The organism is Stenotrophomonas sp. STEN029, from assembly GCF_056760015.1.
In genome coordinates this window covers 18015-41580 of record NZ_JBRREC010000037.1, presented here as the reverse complement: position 1 = coordinate 41580, position 23566 = coordinate 18015, and the positions used below count along the sequence as shown (strand labels likewise).

Sequence of the window (23566 nt, the reverse complement as noted above, 5' to 3'; positions counted from 1 at the left end):
GCCGAGCCATGCTCGCAAGGGCATTACCACTAAAGCCCCTGCCGAGCATGGCTCGGCACTACAGCAGCCTGTTCAGCGATAGACCACATGGCGTAGCGCGAAGAAGGTCACCACCGCCAGCCCCAGCTCGACCACCGGCTTGGCCAGCCACGCATACTGCAGGCCAAGCGATTGCGCGACCCAGTCGATCAGTCCGGTACTGATCACGGTCATCAGCAGCCAAAACACCCAGAAGCGCGCAAAGCGTTTCCAGCCATGACGCTGTTCGCCTTGGATTGCAAACGTGTAACGGCCGTTGAGCCAGAAGCCAAACAACGCGCCACTGATCCGCCCCACCAGGTTGCTGGGCGCGACGGGTATGCCAAGCGCCGTCACGGCAACAAATACCCCCAGTCCAACGCCAACTGCGCCAGGCCGATGATGAACTGGGTGCCTTGGCGGAATAGGCTCATGGCTGTGGTGGGCTCTGGCGAATAGCCTGCAATGCTCGCCCCTTGCGCTTAGAATCCAGAGACTCTCGAAGGAAGTTCCACGCATGTCCCAGCCGCTGCACGTCATCATCCTCGCCGCCGGCGCCGGCAAACGCATGAAATCGCTGTTGCCCAAGGTGCTACAACCCATCGCCGGGCAGCCGATGTTGGCCCACGTGATTGCTGCTGCCCGCGAACTGCAGCCAGCCGGTATTCACGTGGTCTACGGCCATGGTGGCGAAGCCGTGCGTGCGGCCTTCGCCGATCAGCAGGACCTGCTGTGGGCCGAACAGCGTCAGCAACTGGGCACCGGCCATGCGGTGCAACAGGCCATGCCCAATGTGCCCGATACCGCGCAGGTGCTGGTGCTGTACGGCGATGTGCCACTGATGCGCGCGCAGACCTTGAGCGCACTGTTGAACAACGGCCCGCGCTTGGCAGTGCTGGTGGCCGAGCTGGATGACCCCAATGGTTACGGGCGTATCGTCCGTGATGCCGAGGGCAAGGTCGCAGCCATCGTCGAGCAGAAGGATGCCAGCGACGAACAGAAGCGTATCCGCACGGTAAACACCGGCATCATCACTGCCGAGTCCACCGCGCTGCGTCGCTGGCTCTCTAGCCTGTCCAACAGCAACGCGCAGGGCGAGTACTACCTGACCGACGTGTTCGCCTCGGCAGCCAACGAATATGCGCCGGCCGAGCTGGTGCTGGTAGCCGATGCCCAGGAGGCCGAAGGTGCGAACGATCCCTGGCAGCTCTCGCAGCTGGAACGGGCATGGCAGCTGCGTGCAGCCAAGGCGTTGTGCGAGCAGGGTGCGCGTCTGCTGGACCCGTCGCGCTTTGACCAGCGTGGCACGGTCAAGGTCGGGCGCGATGTGCAGATCGATGCCAACGTCATTCTGGAAGGCGAGGTCGAGCTGGGCGATGGCGTCAGCATCGGTGCCTTCGTGCGGCTCAAGGACGTCAAGCTCGGTGCTGGCACGGAGGTGCGCCCGCACTGTGACCTGGAAGGCGTGATCAGTGAAGGCGCGGCCCAGATTGGACCGTTCGCACGCCTGCGCCCGGGCACGGTGCTGGCCGATGGCGTGCACGTGGGCAACTTCGTGGAGACCAAGAAGGTCACGCTGGGCAAAGGCAGCAAGGCCAATCACCTCACCTATCTGGGTGATGCGGTTATTGGCAGCGGCACCAACATCGGCGCTGGCACCATCACCTGCAACTACGATGGCGTGAACAAGTTCCAGACCACGATTGGCGACAAGGTCTTCGTGGGCTCCAACAGCTCGCTGGTCGCGCCGGTGACGATCGAGGACGGTGCCACGATTGGTGCCGGCTCGGTGATTACCCGCAATGCACCGGAAGGCAAACTGACGCTGGCACGCACACGCCAGCAGACGCTTGAAGGCTGGACACGCCCTGTCAAAAAGTCCTGAGCCCAGGTTGGCGCAGCGCGATGAGCTCGCGCTGCTGCCGCGGATAGAAGCGCAGGCGGGTGAACGCCTGCGAGGGCATCCTGCTGCGAAGGTGTTTGCAGCGAGCCCAACCGAGCCAGCGTTGTTCGAACAGGCTTGGCAGCGTGGAATGTTGTGGGTCATCGTCAGTGAACAGCAACTGGCCGGCTATCTGATGGCAGGTGTGCTTGGTGCTGACTTCCATATCCAGCAGATGGACGTTGCACCGACGCATGGCCGCAAAGGCCTGGGCCGGGCCTTGCTGCGGCATGCATTGCAGCAGGCGAGGGCGTCCGGATATCACCGGATGGTGCTTACCACCTTGAGCGATGTGGCCTGGAATGCACCCTTTTATGCCAGCGAGGGTTTTCGCGAATGGCCGTCGCAGGACTGGAGTGCAGATATGCGCGAAGTAATGGCGGCCGAGGCAGCAGCTGGCTTTCCAATGGAGTTGCGGTTGGCGATGCAGCAAATCTTGTCGTAGCCGCAAAACGCTTCTTGTGGGAGCGGCGTAAGCCGCGAAGCCGGTGCAACATCAAAGGCGGTAACGCCAACCCCTCCCCAACCCTCCCCTTTGCTGCGCAAAAGGGAGGGGGCGTAGTGCCGAGGCATGCTCGGCAAGGCTTTCCCCGTGGCCCCACCGATTTGCAGGAGCGGCGTGAGCCGCGAAGCCAGGACAGTTTCAGATAACCGGTGGTGCGGGTGCTGATGCGGTATCAGCTTCGCGGCTGACGCCGCTCCCACAACCATGGCTACGCCCGCTTAGTCGTGTGGCAACAGGATCGCCACGCACAGGCCGCCGTCCTTGCGGTTCTGCAGGGAGATGCGACCGCCATGTGCCTCGATGATCTCGCGGGTCAAGGCCAGGCCAAGCCCGGTGCCATTGCGCTTGGTTGAATAGAACGGCATCAATGCGTTCTGCAGTACCGCTTCGTTCATGCCGGTGCCGCGATCCAATACCTCGATGCGCAGCCAGTTGGGCAGGCGCGCGATACGCACTTCCACCGAATCATCGGGTGCGCCATTGTCAGCACCGGCTTCGTGCGCATTCTTCAGCAGGTTCAGCAGGGCCTGCGAAAACTGCGATTGATCCAGGCGGCTGTACTGCTCGTCGACCATCGGCGCCATGCGGAAGCTGATCTGCTGCTGCAGGCCGTGCAGGAACTGGCTCCAGGCAACGGTCTGCAGCTGCGGCTGCGGCAGCTTGGCGAAGCGAGCATAGCCGCGGATGAAACCCTCCAGATGACGGGCGCGTTCTTCCACCGTGCCGAAGATATCTTCAAGGCGATCATGGCGGCCGCGTCGTACCAGTTCGGCGCCGGAATGCGCCAGCGAAGCAATCGGTGCCAGGGAGTTGTTGAGCTCGTGGCTGATCACGCGGATCACCTTCTTCCAGGTCTGTACTTCCTGACGGCGCAACTCGGCGGTGAGCAGGCGCAGCAGCAGCAACTCATGCGGGCGGCCATTCAAATGGAAGGCACGACGCGACAGGTGGTAGATCTGCTCGTCGTCATCATCGTCTTCGGCCGCATCCGGGTCACGCACGGCGAACAGGCTGTCGCCGCCGCGGGCGATGGCGTTGCGCAGTTCGATCGGCATGTTCTCCAGCAACTCGTGCATGCGCTGACCTTCAAGCTTCCAGCCACCATGCAACAGCTTGCGCGCAGCGGTGTTGGAGAAGGTCACACGCTGTACGCCATCGCCACCATCGGTAAGCAGCAACATCGCCACCGGGGTGTTCTGCACCATGGTGTCGAGCAGCAGCTCACGCTGCACCAGCGATTGCCGTTGTTCGCGCAGTACATCGCCCAGTTCGGCATGCGCCTGCACCAGCTGTGCGAACTCATCGTGACCGCGCCAATGCACGCCGAAGTTGAACTCGCCGTCGCGGTAGCTGCTGGTGGTGCCGGCCAGTGCCCGCAGCAGCGAACGGATCGGCGAGGTGGCGCGGCTCAACGCCCACCACATCGCAGCCAGCAGGAACACGGTGGAAACGCATACCACCACCCAGCCGCGGTCCATCCAGTAGGCCAGGAACCATGGCAAGGCCGCAGCAAGTGCCAGCACCGGCAGCAGGCGCAGGAACAGGGTGAAGGTGAAGGAGCGCGTTTTCACTGATGGCTGCTCATTCGCGCGGAATGCCGTGGCGGTCCATGCGGCGGTACAGTGCCTGCCGGCTCAAACCCAGCTCGGCGGCGGCCTGGGCGATGACGCCACCAGCGCGTTCCAGGGCGCTGACAATGTGCTCGCGGTCGGGTTCGTCTGCCGGTGCGGTGGGGCGTGCGGGCGCGCGTGGCAGGTTCAGGTCGGCGACTTCGATACGCGGGCCCTGCGCGAGCAGGGCGGCGCGCTGGATCACATTGCGCAGCTCGCGCACGTTGCCGGGCCAGTTGTGGCGTTGCAGCGCCTGCAAGGCCGGTGCCGACAGCGGTTTGCCATCGGCAAGGAAGTACTGCGCCAGCGGCAGGATGTCCTCGCGCCGTTCGGCCAGCGGCGGCAGGCTGAGCTCGACGGTATTGAGCCGGTAATACAGATCTTCGCGGAAGCTGCCCGCACGGATCATTGCCGGCAGGTCGGCATTGGTGGCGCTGACCACGCGCACCTTCACCTGCCGCTCGCGGTTGGAGCCCAGCCGCTCGAAGCGCCCGGTTTCCAGTACGCGCAGCAGTTTCATCTGCCCGGTCAGCGACAGGTTGCCGATTTCGTCCAGGAACAAGGTGCCGCCATCGGCCGCCTCGAACTTGCCTTCGCGGGCCTTGTTGGCACCGGTGTAAGCGCCGGCCTCGGTACCGAACAGTTCGGCTTCGATCAGTTCGGAGGGAATGGCGCCGCAGTTCAGCGCGACGAAAGGACCTTTCTTGTGCGCCGAGTTGGCCTGGATGATTTCGGCGATCTTTTCCTTGCCGGCGCCGTTGGGGCCGGTGATCAGCACCGGCAGTTCCGAGCGCGCGACCTGGCAGGCGAGGGCGATGATGCGCTCGCTGGACGGGTCGGCGAATACCAGCCCGCGCAGATCGTAGCGGTCATGCAGGGCCTGTTGCTGGCGCTGCTCGCGGGCACGGCGGCGGGCCAGCTCACGGCGCGCCTCGGCCAGTTCCAGCAGGTTGTTGACCGTGGTCAGCAGGCGGCCGTCATCCCAGGGCTTGGCCAGGTAGTCGGAGGCACCGGCCTTGACCAGTTCCACCGCGCTGTCCAGGTGCGTCCAGGCGGTCAGCAGGATCACCGGCAGGTCCGGATGCGCCTGGCGGATGCGCCGGAAAAGATCCTGGCCTTCCTCGCCGGAGGTGGTGTCGGCGGTGAAGTTCATGTCCTGCAGGACCAGATCGAATTCATGTTCGGCCAGCATCGCCAAGCCCTGCTCGGGCGAGGTGGCGTGACGGGTGTCGATGTCGTGCAGGGAGAACAGCACGTCCAGCGCGGTGGCCACGGCGGTGTTGTCGTCGATGATCAGGATCTGTGGCATCGGTTGTCGCAGAAGAAGATAAGGGGACGCGGTGCTGGCGCTGAAGTCAGCACATTACACGTTGCCGAATGTGTTGGCTGGGACGTGTGACAGTGCCATATCGAAGCCCGGCCACGCCACACGGTGAGCCGCTTGTAGTGCCGCCCTTTTGGGGGCGGTGCTGCCCTGCATCCAGTCTCTGGATCATGGAGTCGCGGCGCGGTGCCCGTAGCTCAGCACCCGCGTTGCCTGCCACTGACCATCACGCAGGCGCCAGATGATGACGAAGTCGGCCACGCCATCACAGTGTTCGCCCTTCAGATCGCAGAATTGGTGCTGGCCTTGTTCGATGGCGCCGAAGTCCTTGATCGGGAATACCTCCAGCGTGCCGGGTAGCAACTGCCGGGTGTAGTTGCCGCAGGCATGCTTGCGGGTGTTCGCCAGCATGGCATCGCGGCTCCAGGTGACACCGCCATTGTCGTGGTAGAACTCCACCGCGGCATCGAAATAGCCCGCATGCTTCTCGAACTGGGCTGGATCGCTGCAGTGGTTGAAGCTGTCGAACATGCCGTGGTCGAGTGCGGCGATGGTGTCGTGCAGGCTGGCATTGTCGGCGTCAGCGGCGTGCGCGGGGACCATCGGCAGCGAGCACAGCATCAGCAGCAGGTAGGTCAGCGTGGTTTTCATCGGGCGACTCCGGGAAACAGTGGAAGAGGATCAGGCGGCGCGTGTGGCGACCGCCGGTGGCACGGACGCTGCACGACGCGCGGGCCCAAGCACGGCGATCTGCCCCAGCAGCAGCAACAGCACCGCTGCCACCGGCAGATACATCAGCGGCAGGCGTGGCAGTTCGTACCGGCTCATCAGGAACATGTTCAGCGCATAGGCCAGGATCAGCCCAACGATGATGCCGGCACTGCTCAGCAGCAGGTTCTCGAGCTGGAAATTGCGCAGGATGTGCTTGCGGGTTGCACCCAGGGCGCGGCGGATGCCGATCTGGCGCGTGCGTTGCTGCACCCAGAAGCTGGCAAGGCCGACGATGCCGAAGGCGGTTACCGCCAGCAGCGCGATGCAGACCGCAAGCAACAGCCAGATCACCGAGCGATCACGGTGCTGGAAGGCGTCACGCATGCGTGACACGGTGCCCTGTTCCTCGATGATGCGGTTGGGGTCGGCCTTGTTCAACGCGGCGATGGCGGCCTTCAGCACGGCCTCGCGCTGCTCGGGGCTGGTACGCAGCGCATAGGCACCGTTGGAGACCCGAACCGGGAACACCATGCTGTCGAAGCGGCTGCTGAACTCGCCAGCTTCGCCGGGTGCCAGCAGGTCATCGATCACGCCCACGACCTGGGTCGGCTTGCTGCCCCAGACATAGATGTTGCTGCCCACCGCGTTGCCATCCGGGAACAGGGACCTGGCCAGCGAGTGGCTCAACAGCACGCTGGGTATGACAGGGTCGGCATCGCCACCTGCAAAAGCGCTGTTCTCCAGGTACTCGTCGGGCTTGAAGCTGCGGCCCTCGCGCAGTTGCAGGCCAAAGGTCGGCAGCAACTGGCCGTCGTCCATGTAATTGGTGGCATGTACCGTCGGGCGTGTCTGGTTCGGCTGCAGGCGTATGCCCGAGCCCCAGACGTTGCTGCCATACGGAATCTGGTTGATGCTGCTGACTGCCTTTACGCCGGGGACGGCGGCAAGCGCGGCCAGGTCCTGCTTGCGCAGCGCATCGTAGTTGACGTCCGGCAGCAGGCTGCTGGTGGCCAGGTAGACCAGCTCGTCCTCGGCCACGCCGCTTTTCAGCTGTATCTGTGCAACGCGGTTGCTGATGATGAAGACCGCGTTGCAGATGATGGCGCAGCTGATCGCGATCTCGAACACGACCAGCAGTGCGGCAATCTTCTGGCGGGCCAGCATCGACAGGGTGGGGCGGATGTCCAAGGGGGTTCTCCGTGGCGGCGGAAGCTGCCGTTGTTGACGGGGTGGATTCAATGCCACCGCGTCATTGGCTCTTGAGCTGTAGTGCGGGAGGAATCTGCATGGCCCGCCAAGCCGGCAGGAGGCCGGCGACCAGGCTCACGCCAACTGCCAGCACGAAGGTCATCCACAGGGTGGTGACATCCATCTGCGCCAGCTTTGCGTACTCGTCCGGTTGCTGGCGGATCAGCCACAGACCGATCGCCGCAAAACCCAGCCCCAGTACGCCGCCGGCCAGGCCGATGAAACCGGCTTCGGTCAGGCATTGTTTGAAGATGTCCGCGCGTGAAGCGCCCAGCGATCGGCGTACGCCGATCTCGCCGCTGCGGCGCAGGAACTTGGCCAGCAGCAGGCTGACCGTGTTGATCAGGCAGACCAGCAGGAAGCCGAAGGCCAGCCACATCTGCAGGCGCACGTCGTTGGGCACGATGCGGTTGAAGTCCAGCCATCCCATCACATCATGCAGGCGCACATTGGTAGGGCGTTCGAAGCGGCCGCTGGCACGCTGGGTATCGGAATAGTCGGCCAGGTACTTCAGGTAATCGCGTGCCTTCTCCGGTGTGTCCAGTTCCACCCAGTACTGCAGCCAGGCACAGGGCGCGGTGAGGCCGCGGTTGCCTTCGCCGTCATCGCTGCTGCCCCAGCAGTTCATGTTGCCCTGGGTATCGAGCCTCAGGGTGCGCGAGGTGGAGAACGGCAGCAGCACCTGTTCGTTGCCGCCATAACGCTGGCTGGTCAGGTCGCAGAAGCGCGGCGTGGGCTTCCAGTTGCCAAGCAACCCAACCACGCGGAACACGCCCTGTGGCAGGCGCAGCTCCTTGCCGATCACGTCCTCGCTGCCGTACAGCCGCTGCGCCAGCTTGCGGTCAATGACCGCCACCAGCGCACGGCTGTCATCCTCGGCCGCACTCCATGCGTTGCCTGCTGCCAGTGGCACCTCGAACATCTGGAAAAAATCCGCCGAGGTGTAGCGCGCCATCGCCCGGAACGGCTGTGCGGTGTTGCCTGCGGGCATCACCGTCACCGAGCCGGCCGTCATCACCGCCTGGCGGTCAGCGCGCTTCTGCCGCAACAACTCCTCGGCGTCATAGCGGGTCATCTGCTCCAGCGGGTCCGATTCCAGCGTGGCGTCCTTGCCCAGGCTGCGCGGTTCCAGCTGCGGGTAGAACAGCTGCTGGCTCTTGCGTGGAATCGGATCCCCTGACAAGACGAAGTACAGGCCAAGGGTGGTCATGGTCGCGCCGATGCCGACCGCGATGGTCAGCACCATCAAGGTGGTCAGCACCTTGTTGCGGCCGAAGCCGCGCCACGCCAATTGCAGGTAATAACCGAACATGTTCCGTCCTTGAACTGACGTATCAGGTGCTGCGTGTGGCTACTGCCGGTGGAATCGATGCTGCCTTGCGGGCCGGGCCGAACACTGCGATCTGGCCCAACAGCCACAGCAGTACCGCGCCCACCGGCAGGTACAGCAGCGGCAGGCGCGGCAGCTCGTAGCGACCCATCAGCCACTGGTTGAGCAGGTAGGCCAGCAACATGCCGACCACGATGCCGATACCGGCCAGCAGGAAGTTCTCGGTCTGGAAGTAGCGCAGGATCTGCGCGCGGGTGGCACCCAGCGCACGACGGATACCGATCTGCTTGGTGCGCTGCTGCACCCAGAAGCTGGCCAGGCCGATGATGCCCAGCGCGGTCACCAGCAACAGCAGGCCACTGACGATCAGCAGCAGGCCAATCATGTCGCGGTCATTGGCGAAGTTCTTGGCACGCTTCTCCTCAACGGTCTGCTTGGTCCAGACCAGGCGGTTGGGATCGTTCTTGTCCAGCGTCGCCAATGCCTGCTTCAACACCTCATCACGGCGTCCCTGCTCGGTGACGCGCAGGATGTAGCGGCCGCCATTGGAGAAGTTCATGCGGATCGGGAAGATGATCGAATACGTGCGGTTGTTGTTCTGCATGTTCGGCCGCAGCAGGGTCTGCGCCACGCCCACCACGGTCACCGGGATGTTCGCCATGTACAGGGTCTTGCCCACCGCATTGCCGTCCGGGAAGAACTGCTTGGCCATGGCTTCGGTGAGGATGGCCGGTGCTTTCAGCTTGCCCAGGTCTTCCACCTTCTCCAGTACATCGCTGCTCTGGTATTCATCGGCATTGAAATCGCGGCCGGCGACCAGCTTGACTCCCAGGGTCTTGAGCGCGTTCTCGCCGACCATGTACTGGGCGCCATTGATCGACTGCGCTTCGGGCTCCGCGGTGGCTGCCAGCGAGGTGTTCCAGGAGCCGCCCTGGAACGGCAGCTGGTTGACGATGGCCACGCTCTCGACGCCGGGGATGCCGCGCAGCGAGGCGATGTCCTCGGCAGTGCGGGCGTCGGCATCAACCTGCTCACCAATGCCGCTCAGGCCGATTTCGATCAGGTGGTTGTCATCGATGCCACTTGCCAGCTGCATGGCGTCGATGCGCTGCGACACGATGAACAATGCGTTGCAGATGATGGCGCAGCTCAGCGCGATCTCCAGCACGATCAGTGCGGCGGCTGTCTTGTGCCGCGACAGCGTGGAGAGGATGGGGCGGATTTCCATGAGGTTTCTCCGGGGAAGCGTGGAGCTGGGAATGGGGTTTGGTTGGGAGAGGCGAGGGCAACTGCCAAAGCACCCCTCCCCGGCGCTCCCCTGCGCGTTGCGCAAGGGAGGGGGTAATGGCGTTACTGGCTCTTGAGCTGCAATGCCGGGGTTACCTGCATGGCGCGCCAGGCAGGCAGGATGCCGGCGAGCATGCTGGCCAGCACCGCCAGGGCGAAGGTGACCAGCAGCATCGAGCCATCCAGGTGGGCGAGCGAGGCGTACTCGGCCGGCCGCTGGCGTACCGCCCACAGGCCAAACAAGGCGAATACCAGTCCGAGCAGGCCGCCGGCCAGGCCAATCGTGCCGGCCTCGATCAGGCACTGCTTGAAGATTTCGGCGCGGCTGGCGCCCAGTGCACGGCGCACGCCGATCTCACCGCTGCGACGCAGGAACTTGGCCAGCAGCAGGCCAACGGTATTGACCAGGCAGACCAGCAGGAAGCCGAAGGCCAGCCACATCTGCAGGCGCACGTCGCCCGGCACCGCATTGCGGTATTCCATCAGGTCCATGACATCACGCAGGCGGGTGTTGGCCGGGCGCTCGAAGCGGCCGGCAGCGCGCTGCTGCTCGGAGTAGTTGTCCAGGTAGGCCTTGAAGTCCTTGGCATCGCCGGGCGAGTTCAGCTCGACCCAGTACTGGATCCACGAGCACGGCACGTTCAGTGCGGTGGCGTCATTGACCAGCTCGCGGCCGAAGCAGTTCATGCTGCCATTGCGGCCCAGCTTGAGTTCCAGTGCGGTGCTGAAGGGCAGGTAGACATCCTCCTCGGAGTCGAACTTGCCCGAGTACAGGTCGTAGAACTTGGGAGCAGGCTTCCACTCCTTGAGCACGCCTACGATGCGCATGGCATTGCCTTCGACCAGTACTTCCTTGCCGACGCTGTTTTCGCCCTTGAACAACTTGTCATTGAGGGTGTCGCTGATCACCGCGACGCGGCTGCGGCCCTGGTCCTCGTCGCTGCTCCAGCCCTGGCCGAACGCGAACGGCGTATCGAACATCGGGAAGAAGTCGGCCGAGGTGTAACGCATGCTGATGCTGAAGGGCTTGAGTGCGTCGATGCGCGGATCGACGATGCCGCCGCCGCCGGTCATCATTGCCTGGCGCGGCGCCTTCTTCTGCCGCAGCAGTTCTTCGGAGTCGAAGCGCGTCATCTGCATCTCGGGCTCTTCGCCGGGCTTGTAGCCTTCCTTGGTGTAGGGATCCAGCTGCACATAGAACAGGCGATCGCTCTTGTGCGGGATCGGGTCGCCGGAGAGCACCTTGAACACCGTCAAGGTGGTCATCGCCGCACCGATGCCGAGCGCGATGGCCAACACCATCAGTGCGGTCAGGATCTTGTTGCGGCCGAAGCTGCGCAGCGCAAGTTTGAAGTAATAACTGAACATGGACGATCCTTGGCAGCTCAGGCGCTGCGGGTGGCGACGATGGGCGGGATGGAAGCGGCGCGCAGGGCAGGGCCGATGACGGCGGCCTGGCCCAGCAAGCACAGCAGTACGGCACCCAGCGGCAGGTAATACAGCGGCAGCCGGGGGATTTCGAAGTAATGCATCAACAACTGGTTGCCGGTGTAGGCCAGCAGCATGCCGAGCACGATGCCGGCGCTGGTCAGCAGCAGGTTCTCGGTCTGGAAGTAGCTGATGATCTGGCGGCGGGTCGCACCCAATGCGCGGCGCACGCCGATCTGCTTGGTGCGTTGCTGCACCCAGAAGCTGGCCAGGCCGATGATGCCCAGCGCGGTGACCAGCAGCATCACCAGGCAGATGCCCAGCAACAGGCGGGTCATGCTGCGGTCCTGCTGGAAGTAGACCTCGCGCAGCTGCTGCAGTGTCTTGCTGTAGTCGGCGGAGATGATTGCCTCCGGCGTGACCTTGGGCGCGGCGGCGACGGCGTCGCTGACGATGCGTTGCAGGTCACGCGGGTTGGCGCGGATCACATAGGTGCCGGCCTGCGCATCGGTGGTCACCGGTACGATCACCGACCACTCCATGCCGGCCAGTCCATTCTCGCTGCGGCCCGGGTCCGGGCGCGAGAAGTGCGCCAGCACGCCGGCCACGGTGAGCTGGTAGTCGCCCATCCACAGCTGCTTGCCCAGCGGGTCCTGGCCCGGCCACAGATGTTTGGCAAACGCCTGGGTGATCCAGACCTGGGCGTGCGTCGGCAGGAAGTTCTCCACCGGCTGGTAGTCGGCGTCGCTGAACATGCGGCCCTGCACCGGCTTCAACTGCAAGGCATCGATGGCACCTGCGTCCATCGTGTAGAAATGCGGCACGCCACCATGGTGCTTGCCTTCCGGATCCAGCGAGACGCCGGCGGTGCCGGCGCGCTGGCCGAACGGCACGGCATTGAGGACGCCTACCGCCTGCACGCCGGCCTGGCCACGAAGCTGCTGCAACCAGCGGCTGTTCACGTCCACCTCTTTGCAGGCGTCACAGTCGAGCAGGCTGAGTGTCGCGATGGAGGCCTCGTCGACGCCGCTGTTCATGCCGATCAGCTCCATCCGCGATGCGGCAAGGAACAGGGCATTGCACAGCACGGCGCAGGCCAGTGCGATTTCCAGCACGATCAGGCTGGCGGCGATGCGGTGCCGCGACAACGTGCTGATGATGGGTTTGATGTCCAGGGTCATCGCTTACAGCGCCTTGATCTGCAGGGCCGGATCGATGCGGGCGGCGCGCAGCGCCGGCAGCAGTCCAGCGAGGACGGTGGTGACCACCGCGGTGGCGAACGTGAGGCCAAGCATGCTCATGTCCAGCTGCACCATGTCGGCATAGGCCAGTGGTTGCTGGCGGATGCTCCACAAGCCGACCAGGGTGAACAGCAGTCCCAGTACCGCACCGCCAACGCCAATCAGCGCCGCCTCGATCAGGCACTGCTGGAACACCATCGCACGGGTTGCACCGAGGGCGCGCAGCACACCGATCTCGCCGGTGCGACGCAGGAACTTGGCCAGCAGCAGGCCGATGGTGTTGAACAGGCAGATCACCAGGAAGGCCAGTGCCATCCACGCCTGCAGCTTGACGTCACGCGGCACCACGCCGTTGTAGTCCATCCACTCCATCAGGCTGCGCAGGCGCGTCAGCTCGGGCTGGCTGATCCGGCCCAGCTGCTGTTGCTGCTGCACATAGCCCTGCAGGTGTTGCTGGTAGGCCGCAACCTTTGCTGCACTGTCCAGCTGCACCCATAGCTGCAGCCACACGCAATCGGTGTTTTCCAGATAGCCGGGTTTCTCGGGCAACTTGTTGCAGGTGAACTGGCGGAAGTTGCCGGCGTTGATCTGCAGGCCGGTGAAGAACGGCACCATCACGTCTTCAACCTGCCGGTAATAGTCGGCGGTGTCGCCCTGCGCGAAGCGGCCGCCAGCCACGGTGTAGAACAGGGGCGATGGGCGCCACGGCGCGAGCACGCCGATGATGCGTACCTCGCTGTCGCGGATGCGCAGCATCTTGCCGGTGCTGTCCTTGCCGTCGAACAGGCGCTGGTTCAACTCCGAGGAGATCACCGCCACGCGGGCGCGGCGCTGGTCATCCTCGGCCGACCAACCGGCGCCGTAGGCCATCGGCACCTGGAACATCGGGAAGAAATCGGCGGTGGTGGACAGCAACGTGGTCATCATCGCCGGCTCTTGGCTACCGGGAGCGGATAACTTGACGGGGCTGTCCACCACCAAAGCCTTGCGATCGGCTGGACCGTCACGCCACAGGTCCGTCGCCGAGGTGTAGTCGAGCATGTCCAATGGCTCGCGCCGCGCCCGCTCGCCGCGCGTCGATGCATCCACCTGCGGGTAATAGATCTGCCCACTGCGCCCGGGCAGAGGATCGCCCGAGAGCAGGTGCTTCACCGTCAGTGTGGTCATCGACGCGCCAATGCCCATCGCAATCGACAGCACCATCAGTGCGGTCAGCACGGGGGTGCGGCGCAGGCTGCGCAGGCCTTGGCGGAGGTGGTAGGCGAACAGCGACATGCGCGGGATCAGCCCTGGTTGTCGGCAACGGCGGCGATGCGGGCGGCGTGTGCCAGCACCGGCTCGCGGATCAGGTCGGTGGCCTGGCCATCGACGATGTGCACGTTGCGCTGGGCGCGTGCAGCCAGTTCCGGATCATGGGTGACCATGACGATGGTGGTGCCCTGGCTGTTGATCTCTTCCAGCAGCTCCATGACGCCACGTGCCATCTGCGTATCCAGGTTGCCGGTCGGTTCGTCTGCCAGCAGCAGGCGCGGGCTGCCAGCCAGGGCGCGGGCGATTGCCGCGCGCTGCTGCTGGCCGCCGGACAGTTCAGCCGGATAGTGCTTCATGCGCGAGCCCAGGCCGACGTCGGTCAATGCCTTCTCGATGCGCTGCTTGCGCTCGGCCGAGGGCATGCCGCGGTAGCGCAGCGGCACATCGACGTTGTCGAACAGGTTGAGGTCGGGGATCAGGTTGAAGCCCTGGAAGATGAAGCCGATCTTCTGGTTGCGCAGGCGCGAGCGGGCGTCGTCGCCGAGGTGGCTGACGTCCTGGCCATCAAGCAGGTACTGGCCGCTGGTGAAGGTTTCCAGCAGGCCGGCGATGTTGAGGAAGGTGGTCTTGCCCGAGCCCGAGGGGCCGGTGACCGCGACGAATTCGCCTTCGCGCACATGCAGGTCCAGCGAGCGCAGCGCATGGGTTTCGACCTGCTCGGTACGAAAGACCTTGGAGACGGATTGCATATGGAGCATGGGTATTCCTTTCAGCGACGGGGAATGTGGAAGGTGGAGCGGGAGCGGGGTGCAGGGATTGCGTTTGAATGGGTGTAGCCAGGTCCGGAGATGGGGGCGGGAATTCGAGGGTGGCAGCGTGGACGACAGGGCTCACGACAACCCGGACGCCTGCAGCTGTTTCCCATCACGATTCCCGAATCCCCATTCCCGGCCCCTATCAATTGATCGACACGCGTTCGATGTCACCGAACAGATCCGCGCCGGAGACAACGATCTTTTCGCCCGGCTGCAGGCCGGAGACGATCTCGACTTCGCCCAGGCTGCTGACGCCGGTCTGGATCGGACGACGCACCGCGGTGCCGCCGCTGACGACATAGGCGTAGCGACCACCGGACTGCTCGACGAACGGGCCGCGCTCGACCTTGAGCACGTTGTTGCGGGTGTCCAGCAGGATGCGTGCGCTCATGCGCTGGCTCTGGCGCAGGCCCGGCGGCTGCTTGTCGGAGAAGCGCAGGCGGGCGACGACTTCGCCGTTGACCACTTCCGGCGACACCGCGGCGATCTCGCCGGGGAATGGCTGGCCGGAGCCGCTGGTCAGCTGCGCCGGCATGCCGATGGCCAGGTCACGGGCGAAGCTCTCCGGCACCTTGATTTCGATCTCGAAGCGCGACAGATCGACCACGCCCAGGATCGGGGCGTTGGCGGCCACCTGGGTGTGCTGGGTGGCCTGCACCTGGCCAACCTGGCCATCGAAGGGAGCGCGCAGGGTCAGTGCGTCGACCTGACGCTTCACTTCAGCCACCACCGCTTCCTGACGATCCGCCATCAAGCGCTTGTTGCGGGCATCCAGGCTTGCACCCTGGCTTTGCAGGCTGGCGTCCTGCTGGGCGTGCTGCAGCTCGATCTGGGCTTTCTTCAGTTCGTCCTGGGCCTTGGCCAGGTCGACCTGCGGTACCGCGCCGCCATCGAAGCCGCGCTGGTAGCGTTGCAGGTCGCGCTCGGCAGCGGTGCGCACCAGGCCGGCCTGGTCGGACAGCTTGGCGCCGGTGGCGCGGGCCAGGGTGGCATCCAGCGCGGCGCGGCTGGCTTCGGCCTCCAGGCCGGCCAGGGTTGCCTGTTCCTGGGCCAGCTTGCTGCGCAGTTCGGGGCTGTCGATAACCGCCAGCTCCTGGCCCTGCTTGACCACGTCACCAGCGACCACCTTCAGGGTCACGGTGCCGGCGGAGATGGCATACAGCACGGGGCTGTTGGCGGCGATGACGCGGCCGTCGGCAGCGATGTCGCGGACCAGGTCGCCGCGCTTGACCTCGGCAATGCGCAGGCGGTCACCGTCGAAGGAGCGGCTGGCGCCCAGCCAGTTGCTGACGACGTAACCGATGCCTGCCACCACCACTGCGGTGATCACTGCAGGCCACATGTAACGCCGCCACACGGGTTGCGGGCGCTGGGTACTTACCTGGTCCTGGGCGGAGGTGTCGCGGATCATCGTCGGCTTCGCTGCTGGGTTTGTTATCCATCAAGCAGATCGCGTGCCAACTCCAAGTAATTGAATTTGTTTGAAAAGCATTCAGGGATGTGAGTGTCCGGGTGTCCGCGGACGCTCGTGCGGACAGTGTCCGCAGGCCGATGTCCCGGCATGTCCGCTGGTTGTCTGATCCAGCTGGCTTAGAATGTCCGTTCGTAATCACCAATGGATAGGCTATGTGCGGCATTGTGGGAGCGATCGCTGATCGCGATGTGGTTCCGGTACTGATTGAAGGACTCAAGCGGCTGGAATACCGCGGCTACGATTCTTCTGGAATAGCGGTGCTCGATGCAGAGCACATTCGGCGCGTGCGTCGCACTGGTCGTGTTGCTGAAATGGAAGGCGCGGCCATCGCCGAGCAGTTCCATTCGGTGATGGGTATCGGCCATACCCGCTGGGCCACTCACGGTGGCGTCACCGAGTCCAATGCCCATCCACATATCAGCCAGGGCGTGGCGTTGGTGCATAACGGCATCATCGAGAATCACGAAGAGCAGCGCGAGAAGCTGCTGGCGCTGGGTTATGTGTTCGAGTCGCAGACCGATACCGAGGTCATTGCCCACCTGATCCACCATCACCTCAAGGCTGACCAAGACGATCTGCTCAGCGCGCTGCAGCGCACGGTCAAGGAATTGACCGGTGCCTACGCGTTGGCGGTGATCAGTAAGAACGAGCCCGAGCGCATGGTGGTGGCACGGATGGGCTGCCCGCTGCTGATCGGCCTTGGCGATGGCGAGAATTTCGTCGCCTCGGACGTATCGGCCATCCTGCAGGCCACCCGCCGGGTGATGTTCCTGGAAGAAGGCGACACCGCCGAGCTGACCCGCCAGGGCGTGCGTGTATTCGATGCCAGCAATGCACCGGCGCAACGCGAACAGCGCATGTCGGATGTGTCGCTGGCTTCGCTGGAGCTGGGCCCGTACCGCCACTTCATGCAGAAGGAAATCCACGAGCAACCGCGTGCGCTGGCTGACACCGTCGAGGCTGCAATTGATGCCGGCGGGTTCCCTGCAACCCTGTTCGGCCAGAACGCCGAAGCGGTGTTCAAGGATATCGAAGGCGTGCAGATCCTGGCCTGCGGCACCAGCTACTACGCTGGCCTGACCGCACGTTATTGGATCGAAGCGATCGCCGGGCTGCCGTGCAGCGTGGAAATCGCCAGCGAATACCGCTACCGCGCCGCCTATGCCAATCCCAAGCACCTGATCGTCACCATCTCCCAGTCCGGCGAAACGCTGGACACGATGGAAGCGCTGAAGTACGCCAAGTCGCTGGGTCACAAGCACACGCTGTCGATCTGCAACGTGCCGGAAAGCGCGATTCCGCGAGCCAGCGAACTGGTCTGCTACACCCGTGCCGGTGCCGAGATCGGCGTGGCCTCGACCAAGGCCTTCACCACCCAGCTGGCTGCGCTGTTCCAGCTGACCGTGGTGCTGGGCAAGCTGCACGGCAAGGTCGATGCCGAGCAGGAGAGTGGCTATCTGGAGCAGCTGCGGCATCTGCCGGGCAGCGTGCAACACGCCTTGAACCTGGAGCCGCAGATCATCGCCTGGGCCGAGCGTTTCGCCGGCAAGTCGAACGCGTTGTTCCTCGGGCGCGGCCTGCATTACCCGATCGCGCTGGAAGGCGCGCTCAAGCTCAAGGAAATCTCCTACATCCACGCCGAGGCCTACCCGGCCGGCGAGCTCAAGCACGGTCCGCTGGCGCTGGTCGACGCGGAAATGCCGGTGGTGGTGATCGCTCCCAACGACAGCCTGCTGGAGAAGGTGAAATCCAACATGCAGGAAGTGCGCGCACGTGGCGGTGAGCTGTTCGTGTTCACCGACCAGGACAGCAACTTCAATGCCTCCGAGGGCGTGCATGTGATCCGTACCCCGCGCCATGCCGGCGTGCTCAGCGCCATCGTCCACACCATCCCGGTGCAGATGCTGGCCTACCACACCGCCCTGGCACGCGGCACCGACGTGGACAAGCCGCGCAACCTGGCCAAGAGCGTTACCGTGGAGTAACGCAGGTGTCACGGGAGCGTAACCGGGACTACGGATAATCTCCGCCAGCAGCCCGGTCCTCTCTCCCCCGACGTTGCTCGAAGCCCGGCCCAGCGCCGGGCTTTTGCTTTGCGCAAGCAGCCGGTCCGGGCCGCCGGTGGCCTTGGAAAGCTGTCCATGGAGTTCGGACGTCTGGGCACAGTGCGAAGGTGGTGCAGCGACGGGCTAAGCTGCTCGCCCTTGTGATCGCGAGCTGAACCAGTTGTTTTCCAGGAGTACCCAAATCGCCCCTTGCCACGCACTGCATGGTCAAGGGGGGCACTGTGTCCGTCGCCCCTGCCATTGGGAGCGGGTAATGAGGGTGCGGAAAAGCCACGACCGGCAAGGTCCGGGCGGGAGACGATGATGGAGCCGGCCGCACAGGACCAGCCCGGGCGCGATTTCGCTGCCCGCGCGGTCCACGACTACAGCGCCGAGCTGCACCGCTACCTGCGCCGGCGGGTGGCCGAGGCGCAGGACCTGGGCGACCTGGTGCAGGAGGTCTACCTGCGTCTGCTGCGCGTGCAGAACATCGAGACGGTGCGCAACCCGCTGGCCTACATCTACGGCATCGCCGCGCATGTGGCCAGCGAGTTCAACATGCGCCAGCGCCAGGGCCGGCTGCTGTACGACTCGACCGTGGTCGATGCGGTATCCGAGAACCCGGGGCAGGCGGCTTTCAGCGAAGGTGGTGGCTTCTTCGAGCGGCAGGTCGGCGATGCGCTGGCGCAGCTGCCGGCCAACCGGCTGGCGGTGCTGCTGCTGGAGCGGCGCGAGGGCCTGAGCCACGCGCAGATCGCGCAGAAGCTGGGGCTGAGCGTGCATACGGTGAAGAAATACAGTGTCGAAGCGCTGGCGCATGTACGCGCGAGCTTGGAACGATGAACAGGATGTGGACCCTGCGACAGGCAGGGCGGGTGAAACCATGAATATCTATCGCACATCGCCGCAACAGAGCCGGGAGCGCGCCGCACGCGAGGCCGCCGAGTGGCTGCACGTCATGGGCGAGACGCCCAGCGATGCCGACCGGGCCGGCTTTGCGGCCTGGGTGGCGCGCTCGCCGCTGCACCTGGAAGAGCTGCTGATGGCGCAGTTGGTGCAGCGCGAGCTGGCCACAAGCGGCGCGTTGCAGGCCTTCGACCTGGACGCGGTGCTGGCACAGGCCCAGGCCATGGACAACGTGGTGCCGCTGCACGATGCGCCCAGCGCTGTAACGGGGGCAAGGCTGCTGGAACGTAAACCTGCCGCACGTGGGCGCCGTCGCTGGCTGGGTTGGGCGCTGGCAGCGGGCGTTGCCGCCTGTGCGTTGCTGGCGGGCAGCTGGACCCTGCTGCAGCCGGAAGTGCCGGTCCACCAGTACGCCAGCGCGGTCGGCGAGCAGCGCAGCATTGCCCTGGCCGACGGCTCGATGGTCACGCTGGCACCGGCTTCGTACATCGCCGTGCGCTTCAGCGCGGGTGTGCGTGACATCGAGTTGCGTGATGGCGAGGCCACTTTCGACGTGGCACATGACAGCAGCCGCCCGTTCCGCGTGCATGCCGGCGACAACACCGTGCAGGCGGTGGGCACGCGCTTCACCGTCAACCGGCTGCCTTCGGGCACGCTGGTCGCGGTCAGCGAGGGCAAGGTCAAGGTGACGGCCAACAGCAATTGGCTGGAATCGCTGTGGCGCGACGATGCGTCCACACTGGAAGCGGGCAAGGCCAAGGTTGAATCGCTGGGCCGTCCTGCGGCATTGTCAGCCGGTGAACAGGCTCGCATACCGCAGGGCCAGCAGGCCATGCTGCGGATGCCGCTGGAGGTGTCGAACGAACCGGTCGATGGCAAGCGCCGCCTGAACTTCCGCAACGATACGCTCGCCGACATCGTCAGTGAGTTCAATCGCTACAACCCACGACCGATCGTGGTGACGGATCCGCTGATCCGCGAGCAGCGCTACAGCGGTGTCTTCCATGCCGATGATGCCGATTCCTTCCTGCAGTTCCTGGAATGCTGCTCGCAGTTGCAGGTCAGCAGGCAGGCCGACCGCAACGTGATCGCTGCCCGCGGCAGTCGTCAGTAAGCGGCAGTGCAGGAATCCACAAAAATATTTCTGGGCTTGAGTACCCTTTTCCCGCACTTGGACACACGGATGTAACAAGAGGCTGGTTCCGCGCAAGGCGGCTCCGGTTGCTCGGTAACCATTCGATGTCTTTCGGGGGCGAATTATCCATGGGGTCCAGCACTATTCTTCATAAACACGCGCTGGTGAAGGCGGTGGCGCTAGCGCTGCTGGTCGGCACCAGCAATGTGGCGGTGGCACAGTCAGCACCTGCCGCGGCTGCAGCGGCCGATGCTGCGGTGTTCACGTTTGATATTCCTGCGCAATCACTGGCGTCGGCACTTGAGCTTTTTGCAGAGCAGTCTGGCCTGCAGGTGGTCTACGCCGGCAATGCAGGCAGCGGCGTGCAGAGCGGCGCAGTCAGCGGCCAGGTGGGCGCGGCGACGGCCCTGCAACAGCTGCTTGCACCCACTGCTTACATGCATGAGTTCATCAACGCGAAAACGGTCGCCATCCGCCCACGCAGCAGTGCAGGCGACGTGGTTGAACAGGACGGAGGTAGCGCTGAAACGCTGGAGACGATCAATGTCACCGGTACCTACCTGAAGAACATCGATCCGGCCTCGCCGCTGATCGTGATCGATTCACAGCTGATTGAAAGCCGCGGTTATGCCTCGATCGAAGACGTGTTGCGCAACCTGCCGCAGAACTTCTCCAACCGCACCAGCGCTTCGCGCGCGCTGGGCGAGAAGGAGTTTGGCAGTTCCTATGGCGATGGCGTGTCCGGGCTGGGTTCCTCCGGTGCCAACCTGCGTGGCTTGGGCAGCCGCTCCACGCTGATCCTGGTCGATGGCCGCCGCCGCAGCGGCTCGGCACAGGCGCAGGGCGCTTATACCGATATTTCCTCGATCCCGGTGTCGCAGATCGAGCGCATCGAAGTACTCAGCGACGGCGCCAGCGCCATCTATGGCTCCGATGCCGTGGCCGGCGTGATCAACATCGTATTGAAGAAGTCTTACGACGGTACTACCGCGCAGCTTCGTCACGAGAACTCCAGCACCGGCGCCGACGTGTCGCGGCTGGACCTGGCCCGCACCTTTGGCTATGGCAGTGGCCACGTTACTGCTGCCGTCGGGCTTGAGCGCACGCTGCCTGCCGATGTCACCAGCCTGATCCATGTTGGCCCGAATGGCCGCGGCGACTTCAGCGACCGTGGCGGCGTCAACGGCCGTACCCGCAACAAGGGCCAGCCCGGCGTGGTCTATGACTCCTTGGATTTCGGCATCGATTACCATTTCATGGGCGAGGCGCTCGGCGTGATTCCCGGCGGCCAGGATGGCACCGCGCTGGATCCGGACAGCCTGCTCGCCTATGACCCGGCCACCGCACCGTCGACCTATGAGCGCAGCCGCATCGGTCCCAAGGTCGACAATCGCTATGTCCGCATCAGTGGCGTGCACGATCTTGGCGAAACCACCCAGCTGAACTACGGCATCAGCCATGTGCGCCAGGTCAACAAGGAGAATTGGCGGCCGACGTTGTTCGACTTCAGCATCTTCGAGGACGGTTACAACACCTACGTTCCCGAGAGCAATCCGTACAACAACTTCGGTAGCGACGTACTGGTGGGGTATTCCTTCGAACGTGAATTCGAAGGCATGAACCTGAGCGAAGACCAGAAGCAGACCAACAGCGACGCGCATGTCGGCATCAACGGCAAGCTGCCCTTTGCCAAGGGCTGGGATTACGAGGCGACGTACAGCATCGGCCGCGAGAAGGGCACCACCACCGCCTTGATGGACCTGACCGGCTCGATGGGCGCCGATGGCTATGCGCGCACGCTGGAAGTGCTCAATGGCTTGAACGTGTTTGGCGACGGCAGCAACGATGCCATCGTCGCGCGCAACCGCGAGCTGCTGCAGAGCCTGGTCGAGCGCCATGTCTATCGCTTCCAGTCGCGTGCCAATACCGTCGACCTGCTGACCCGCGGCGAGCTGTCCCAGCTACCCGCGGGCAAGATCGAAGCGGCATTTGGTGCACAGCACCGCGAGCAGCGCTACAACTACGAGAGCAATCTCGGCGAGCGCCTGAACTCAGAAAGCACCGGCAAATCCGAGGCGCTGTTCACCGAAATCGGCATCCCGCTGTTGAAGGATCAGCCGCTGGCCAAGCTGCTCAGCCTGACCGTTGCCGCCCGCTACGAGCGCTTCGACCAGCGTGGCGACAGCGCGCTGCGTGATTGGTCGGCCGGGCTCGGAGAACTCGGTGGCTTTGATGTCGAGCAGCTGACCGGTGTCAACAATGACGGCACCGGTGGCATCACCGGCAGCGATAGCGTGGTGTCACGCAGCTTCAGCCGCACCAGTCCGCTGGCGCGGCTGGCCTGGAAGCCGAGCGATCAGCTGCGCCTGCGCGCCACCTGGGGCGAGTCCTTCCTGGTACCGCAGGCCCAGCAGCAGTTCGGCCAGCTGATCATGGACGACTACACCGCACGCGTGCTGTTCAATGGCGGCCAGCTACCGGATGGGGTCACCCAGATCGTCGCGCTCAGTGGTCCCAATGCGAACCTGAAGCCGCAGGTGGCCAGCGTGGTGACCTATGGCTTCGACTGGGTACCGGGTTTCGCCGCCGGCCTGCAGCTGTCGGCTACCTATAACCGCACCACCTTCGACAACTACATCGGTGATCCGCTGTCCGGGCTGACCTATTCGGAGATCTTCAAGGACATCAGCAAGATGCCCGAAGGGACCTTCACTCTGGGCGAGAACGGGGTGATGCTGTGGGACAACCGCGCGATCAACTTCCTCGGTCGTCGTTCGCGCAGCATCGATACCACCGCCAGTTACTACTTCGGTAATGACTGGGGTGACTGGCGCATCGAGCTTAATGCCGTGCGCACGCTGGAACTCACCTCGCGTTCGCTGGCGTCGATGCCGACGCTGAGCTATGCGGACAGTGAGCTGGGGCCGAGCAAGTGGGCCGGTGACCTGTTCGTCGGCTGGGAAGGCAACGCGTGGTTCGCGTCGCTGGGCAGCCATTACAGCGCTGCGCACCGCGTGCTGTATCCGTTGTCGGCCACCGCCACCGATTACAACGATTTCATCCCCAATGAAAATCCGCGTACGCGTTCGGCGTCCTACACAACCTTCGATGCCCAGGTCGGCTATCGCAAGCACCAGCGCGATGGATGGTTGGGTGGCGTTACCGCGCGCATGGGCGTGCAGAACATGTTCGATCGCGACTATCCCTTCGTCGACAACCTGTCCGGCTTCGTCTCCAACCGCGTGAACATCCGCGGCCGCGTGCTCTATCTGGACATCAAGAAAGAGTTCTGACGC

General features: G+C 64.3%; 17 protein-coding genes and 1 pseudogene. 6 read left to right on the top strand and 12 right to left on the bottom strand.

Annotation, left to right across the window (positions count from 1 at the left end):
* Window positions 1–72 precede the first annotated feature (72 nt).
* Window positions 73–452 (bottom strand): annotated as a pseudogene (locus ACVOLI_RS10140) (GtrA family protein).
* A gap of 83 nt (window positions 453–535) precedes the next feature.
* Between ACVOLI_RS10140 and glmU the strand changes: the two are divergent.
* Together glmU and ACVOLI_RS10130 are read left to right on the top strand one after the other, a co-directional pair.
* Window positions 536–1903 (top strand): bifunctional UDP-N-acetylglucosamine diphosphorylase/glucosamine-1-phosphate N-acetyltransferase GlmU, encoded by a 1368-nt coding sequence (gene glmU, locus ACVOLI_RS10135; protein WP_481534509.1) that lies wholly within the window; start codon window positions 536–538, stop codon window positions 1901–1903.
* Window positions 1904–1994: 91 nt separating this feature from the next.
* Window positions 1995–2405 carry a GNAT family N-acetyltransferase gene (locus ACVOLI_RS10130; RefSeq protein WP_481534511.1) on the top strand — a complete coding sequence of 137 codons (411 nt, stop codon included), beginning with the start codon at window positions 1995–1997 and terminating at the stop codon, window positions 2403–2405.
* Window positions 2406–2683: 278 nt separating this feature from the next.
* On the opposite strand, the gene ACVOLI_RS10125 is transcribed toward ACVOLI_RS10130, so the two are convergent.
* The 11 genes from ACVOLI_RS10125 to ACVOLI_RS10075 all read right to left on the bottom strand — a co-directional run bounded on the left by ACVOLI_RS10125 (window position 2684) and on the right by ACVOLI_RS10075 (window position 16121).
* Window positions 2684–4036: a sensor histidine kinase gene (locus ACVOLI_RS10125; protein WP_481534508.1), complete on the bottom strand. Its 1353-nt coding sequence runs from the start codon at window positions 4034–4036 to the stop codon at window positions 2684–2686.
* A gap of 10 nt (window positions 4037–4046) precedes the next feature.
* On the bottom strand, window positions 4047–5384 hold the full coding sequence (locus ACVOLI_RS10120) for a sigma-54-dependent transcriptional regulator (protein WP_296247612.1): 1338 nt from the start codon (window positions 5382–5384) through the stop codon (window positions 4047–4049).
* Between the two features lie 183 nt (window positions 5385–5567).
* Complete coding sequence (locus ACVOLI_RS10115) at window positions 5568–6050, bottom strand: nuclear transport factor 2 family protein (RefSeq protein ID WP_481534507.1); 483 nt, start codon at window positions 6048–6050, stop codon at window positions 5568–5570.
* A gap of 30 nt (window positions 6051–6080) precedes the next feature.
* A complete protein-coding gene (locus ACVOLI_RS10110; RefSeq protein ID WP_481534506.1) occupies window positions 6081–7298 on the bottom strand; it encodes an ABC transporter permease in 1218 nt (405 codons plus the stop codon).
* A gap of 61 nt (window positions 7299–7359) precedes the next feature.
* Window positions 7360–8670, bottom strand: a complete 1311-nt coding sequence (locus tag ACVOLI_RS10105; RefSeq protein WP_481534505.1) for an ABC transporter permease — start codon at window positions 8668–8670, stop codon at window positions 7360–7362.
* Window positions 8671–8692: 22 nt separating this feature from the next.
* The gene (locus tag ACVOLI_RS10100) at window positions 8693–9916 is read right to left on the bottom strand and encodes an ABC transporter permease (RefSeq protein ID WP_296247626.1); all 1224 of its coding nucleotides are present in this window, start codon (window positions 9914–9916) and stop codon (window positions 8693–8695) included.
* A 122-nt stretch (window positions 9917–10038) separates the two neighbouring features.
* Window positions 10039–11343 (bottom strand): ABC transporter permease, encoded by a 1305-nt coding sequence (locus ACVOLI_RS10095; protein WP_296247629.1) that lies wholly within the window; start codon window positions 11341–11343, stop codon window positions 10039–10041.
* A gap of 17 nt (window positions 11344–11360) precedes the next feature.
* Window positions 11361–12584 carry an ABC transporter permease gene (locus ACVOLI_RS10090; protein ID WP_481534504.1) on the bottom strand — a complete coding sequence of 408 codons (1224 nt, stop codon included), beginning with the start codon at window positions 12582–12584 and terminating at the stop codon, window positions 11361–11363.
* A 3-nt stretch (window positions 12585–12587) separates the two neighbouring features.
* On the bottom strand, window positions 12588–13913 hold the full coding sequence (locus ACVOLI_RS10085; RefSeq protein ID WP_481534510.1) for an ABC transporter permease: 1326 nt from the start codon (window positions 13911–13913) through the stop codon (window positions 12588–12590).
* 14 nt (window positions 13914–13927) lie between these two features.
* Entirely contained in the window at window positions 13928–14653 is a 726-nt protein-coding gene (locus ACVOLI_RS10080) for an ABC transporter ATP-binding protein (protein WP_313173319.1), read from the bottom strand.
* Between the two features lie 199 nt (window positions 14654–14852).
* Complete coding sequence (locus tag ACVOLI_RS10075; RefSeq protein ID WP_481534503.1) at window positions 14853–16121, bottom strand: efflux RND transporter periplasmic adaptor subunit; 1269 nt, start codon at window positions 16119–16121, stop codon at window positions 14853–14855.
* Window positions 16122–16336: 215 nt separating this feature from the next.
* Between ACVOLI_RS10075 and glmS the strand changes: the two genes are divergently transcribed.
* From glmS to ACVOLI_RS10055, 4 genes are all read left to right on the top strand, one after another.
* Entirely contained in the window at window positions 16337–18169 is a 1833-nt protein-coding gene (gene glmS, locus ACVOLI_RS10070) for a glutamine--fructose-6-phosphate transaminase (isomerizing) (protein ID WP_481534502.1), read from the top strand.
* A 384-nt stretch (window positions 18170–18553) separates the two neighbouring features.
* Window positions 18554–19072 carry an RNA polymerase sigma factor gene (locus ACVOLI_RS10065; protein WP_296247644.1) on the top strand — a complete coding sequence of 173 codons (519 nt, stop codon included), beginning with the start codon at window positions 18554–18556 and terminating at the stop codon, window positions 19070–19072.
* Between the two features lie 40 nt (window positions 19073–19112).
* Entirely contained in the window at window positions 19113–20249 is a 1137-nt protein-coding gene (locus tag ACVOLI_RS10060; protein ID WP_481534501.1) for a FecR family protein, read from the top strand.
* A 149-nt stretch (window positions 20250–20398) separates the two neighbouring features.
* On the top strand, window positions 20399–23563 hold the full coding sequence (locus ACVOLI_RS10055; RefSeq protein ID WP_481534500.1) for a TonB-dependent receptor: 3165 nt from the start codon (window positions 20399–20401) through the stop codon (window positions 23561–23563).
* Window positions 23564–23566 lie beyond the last annotated feature (3 nt).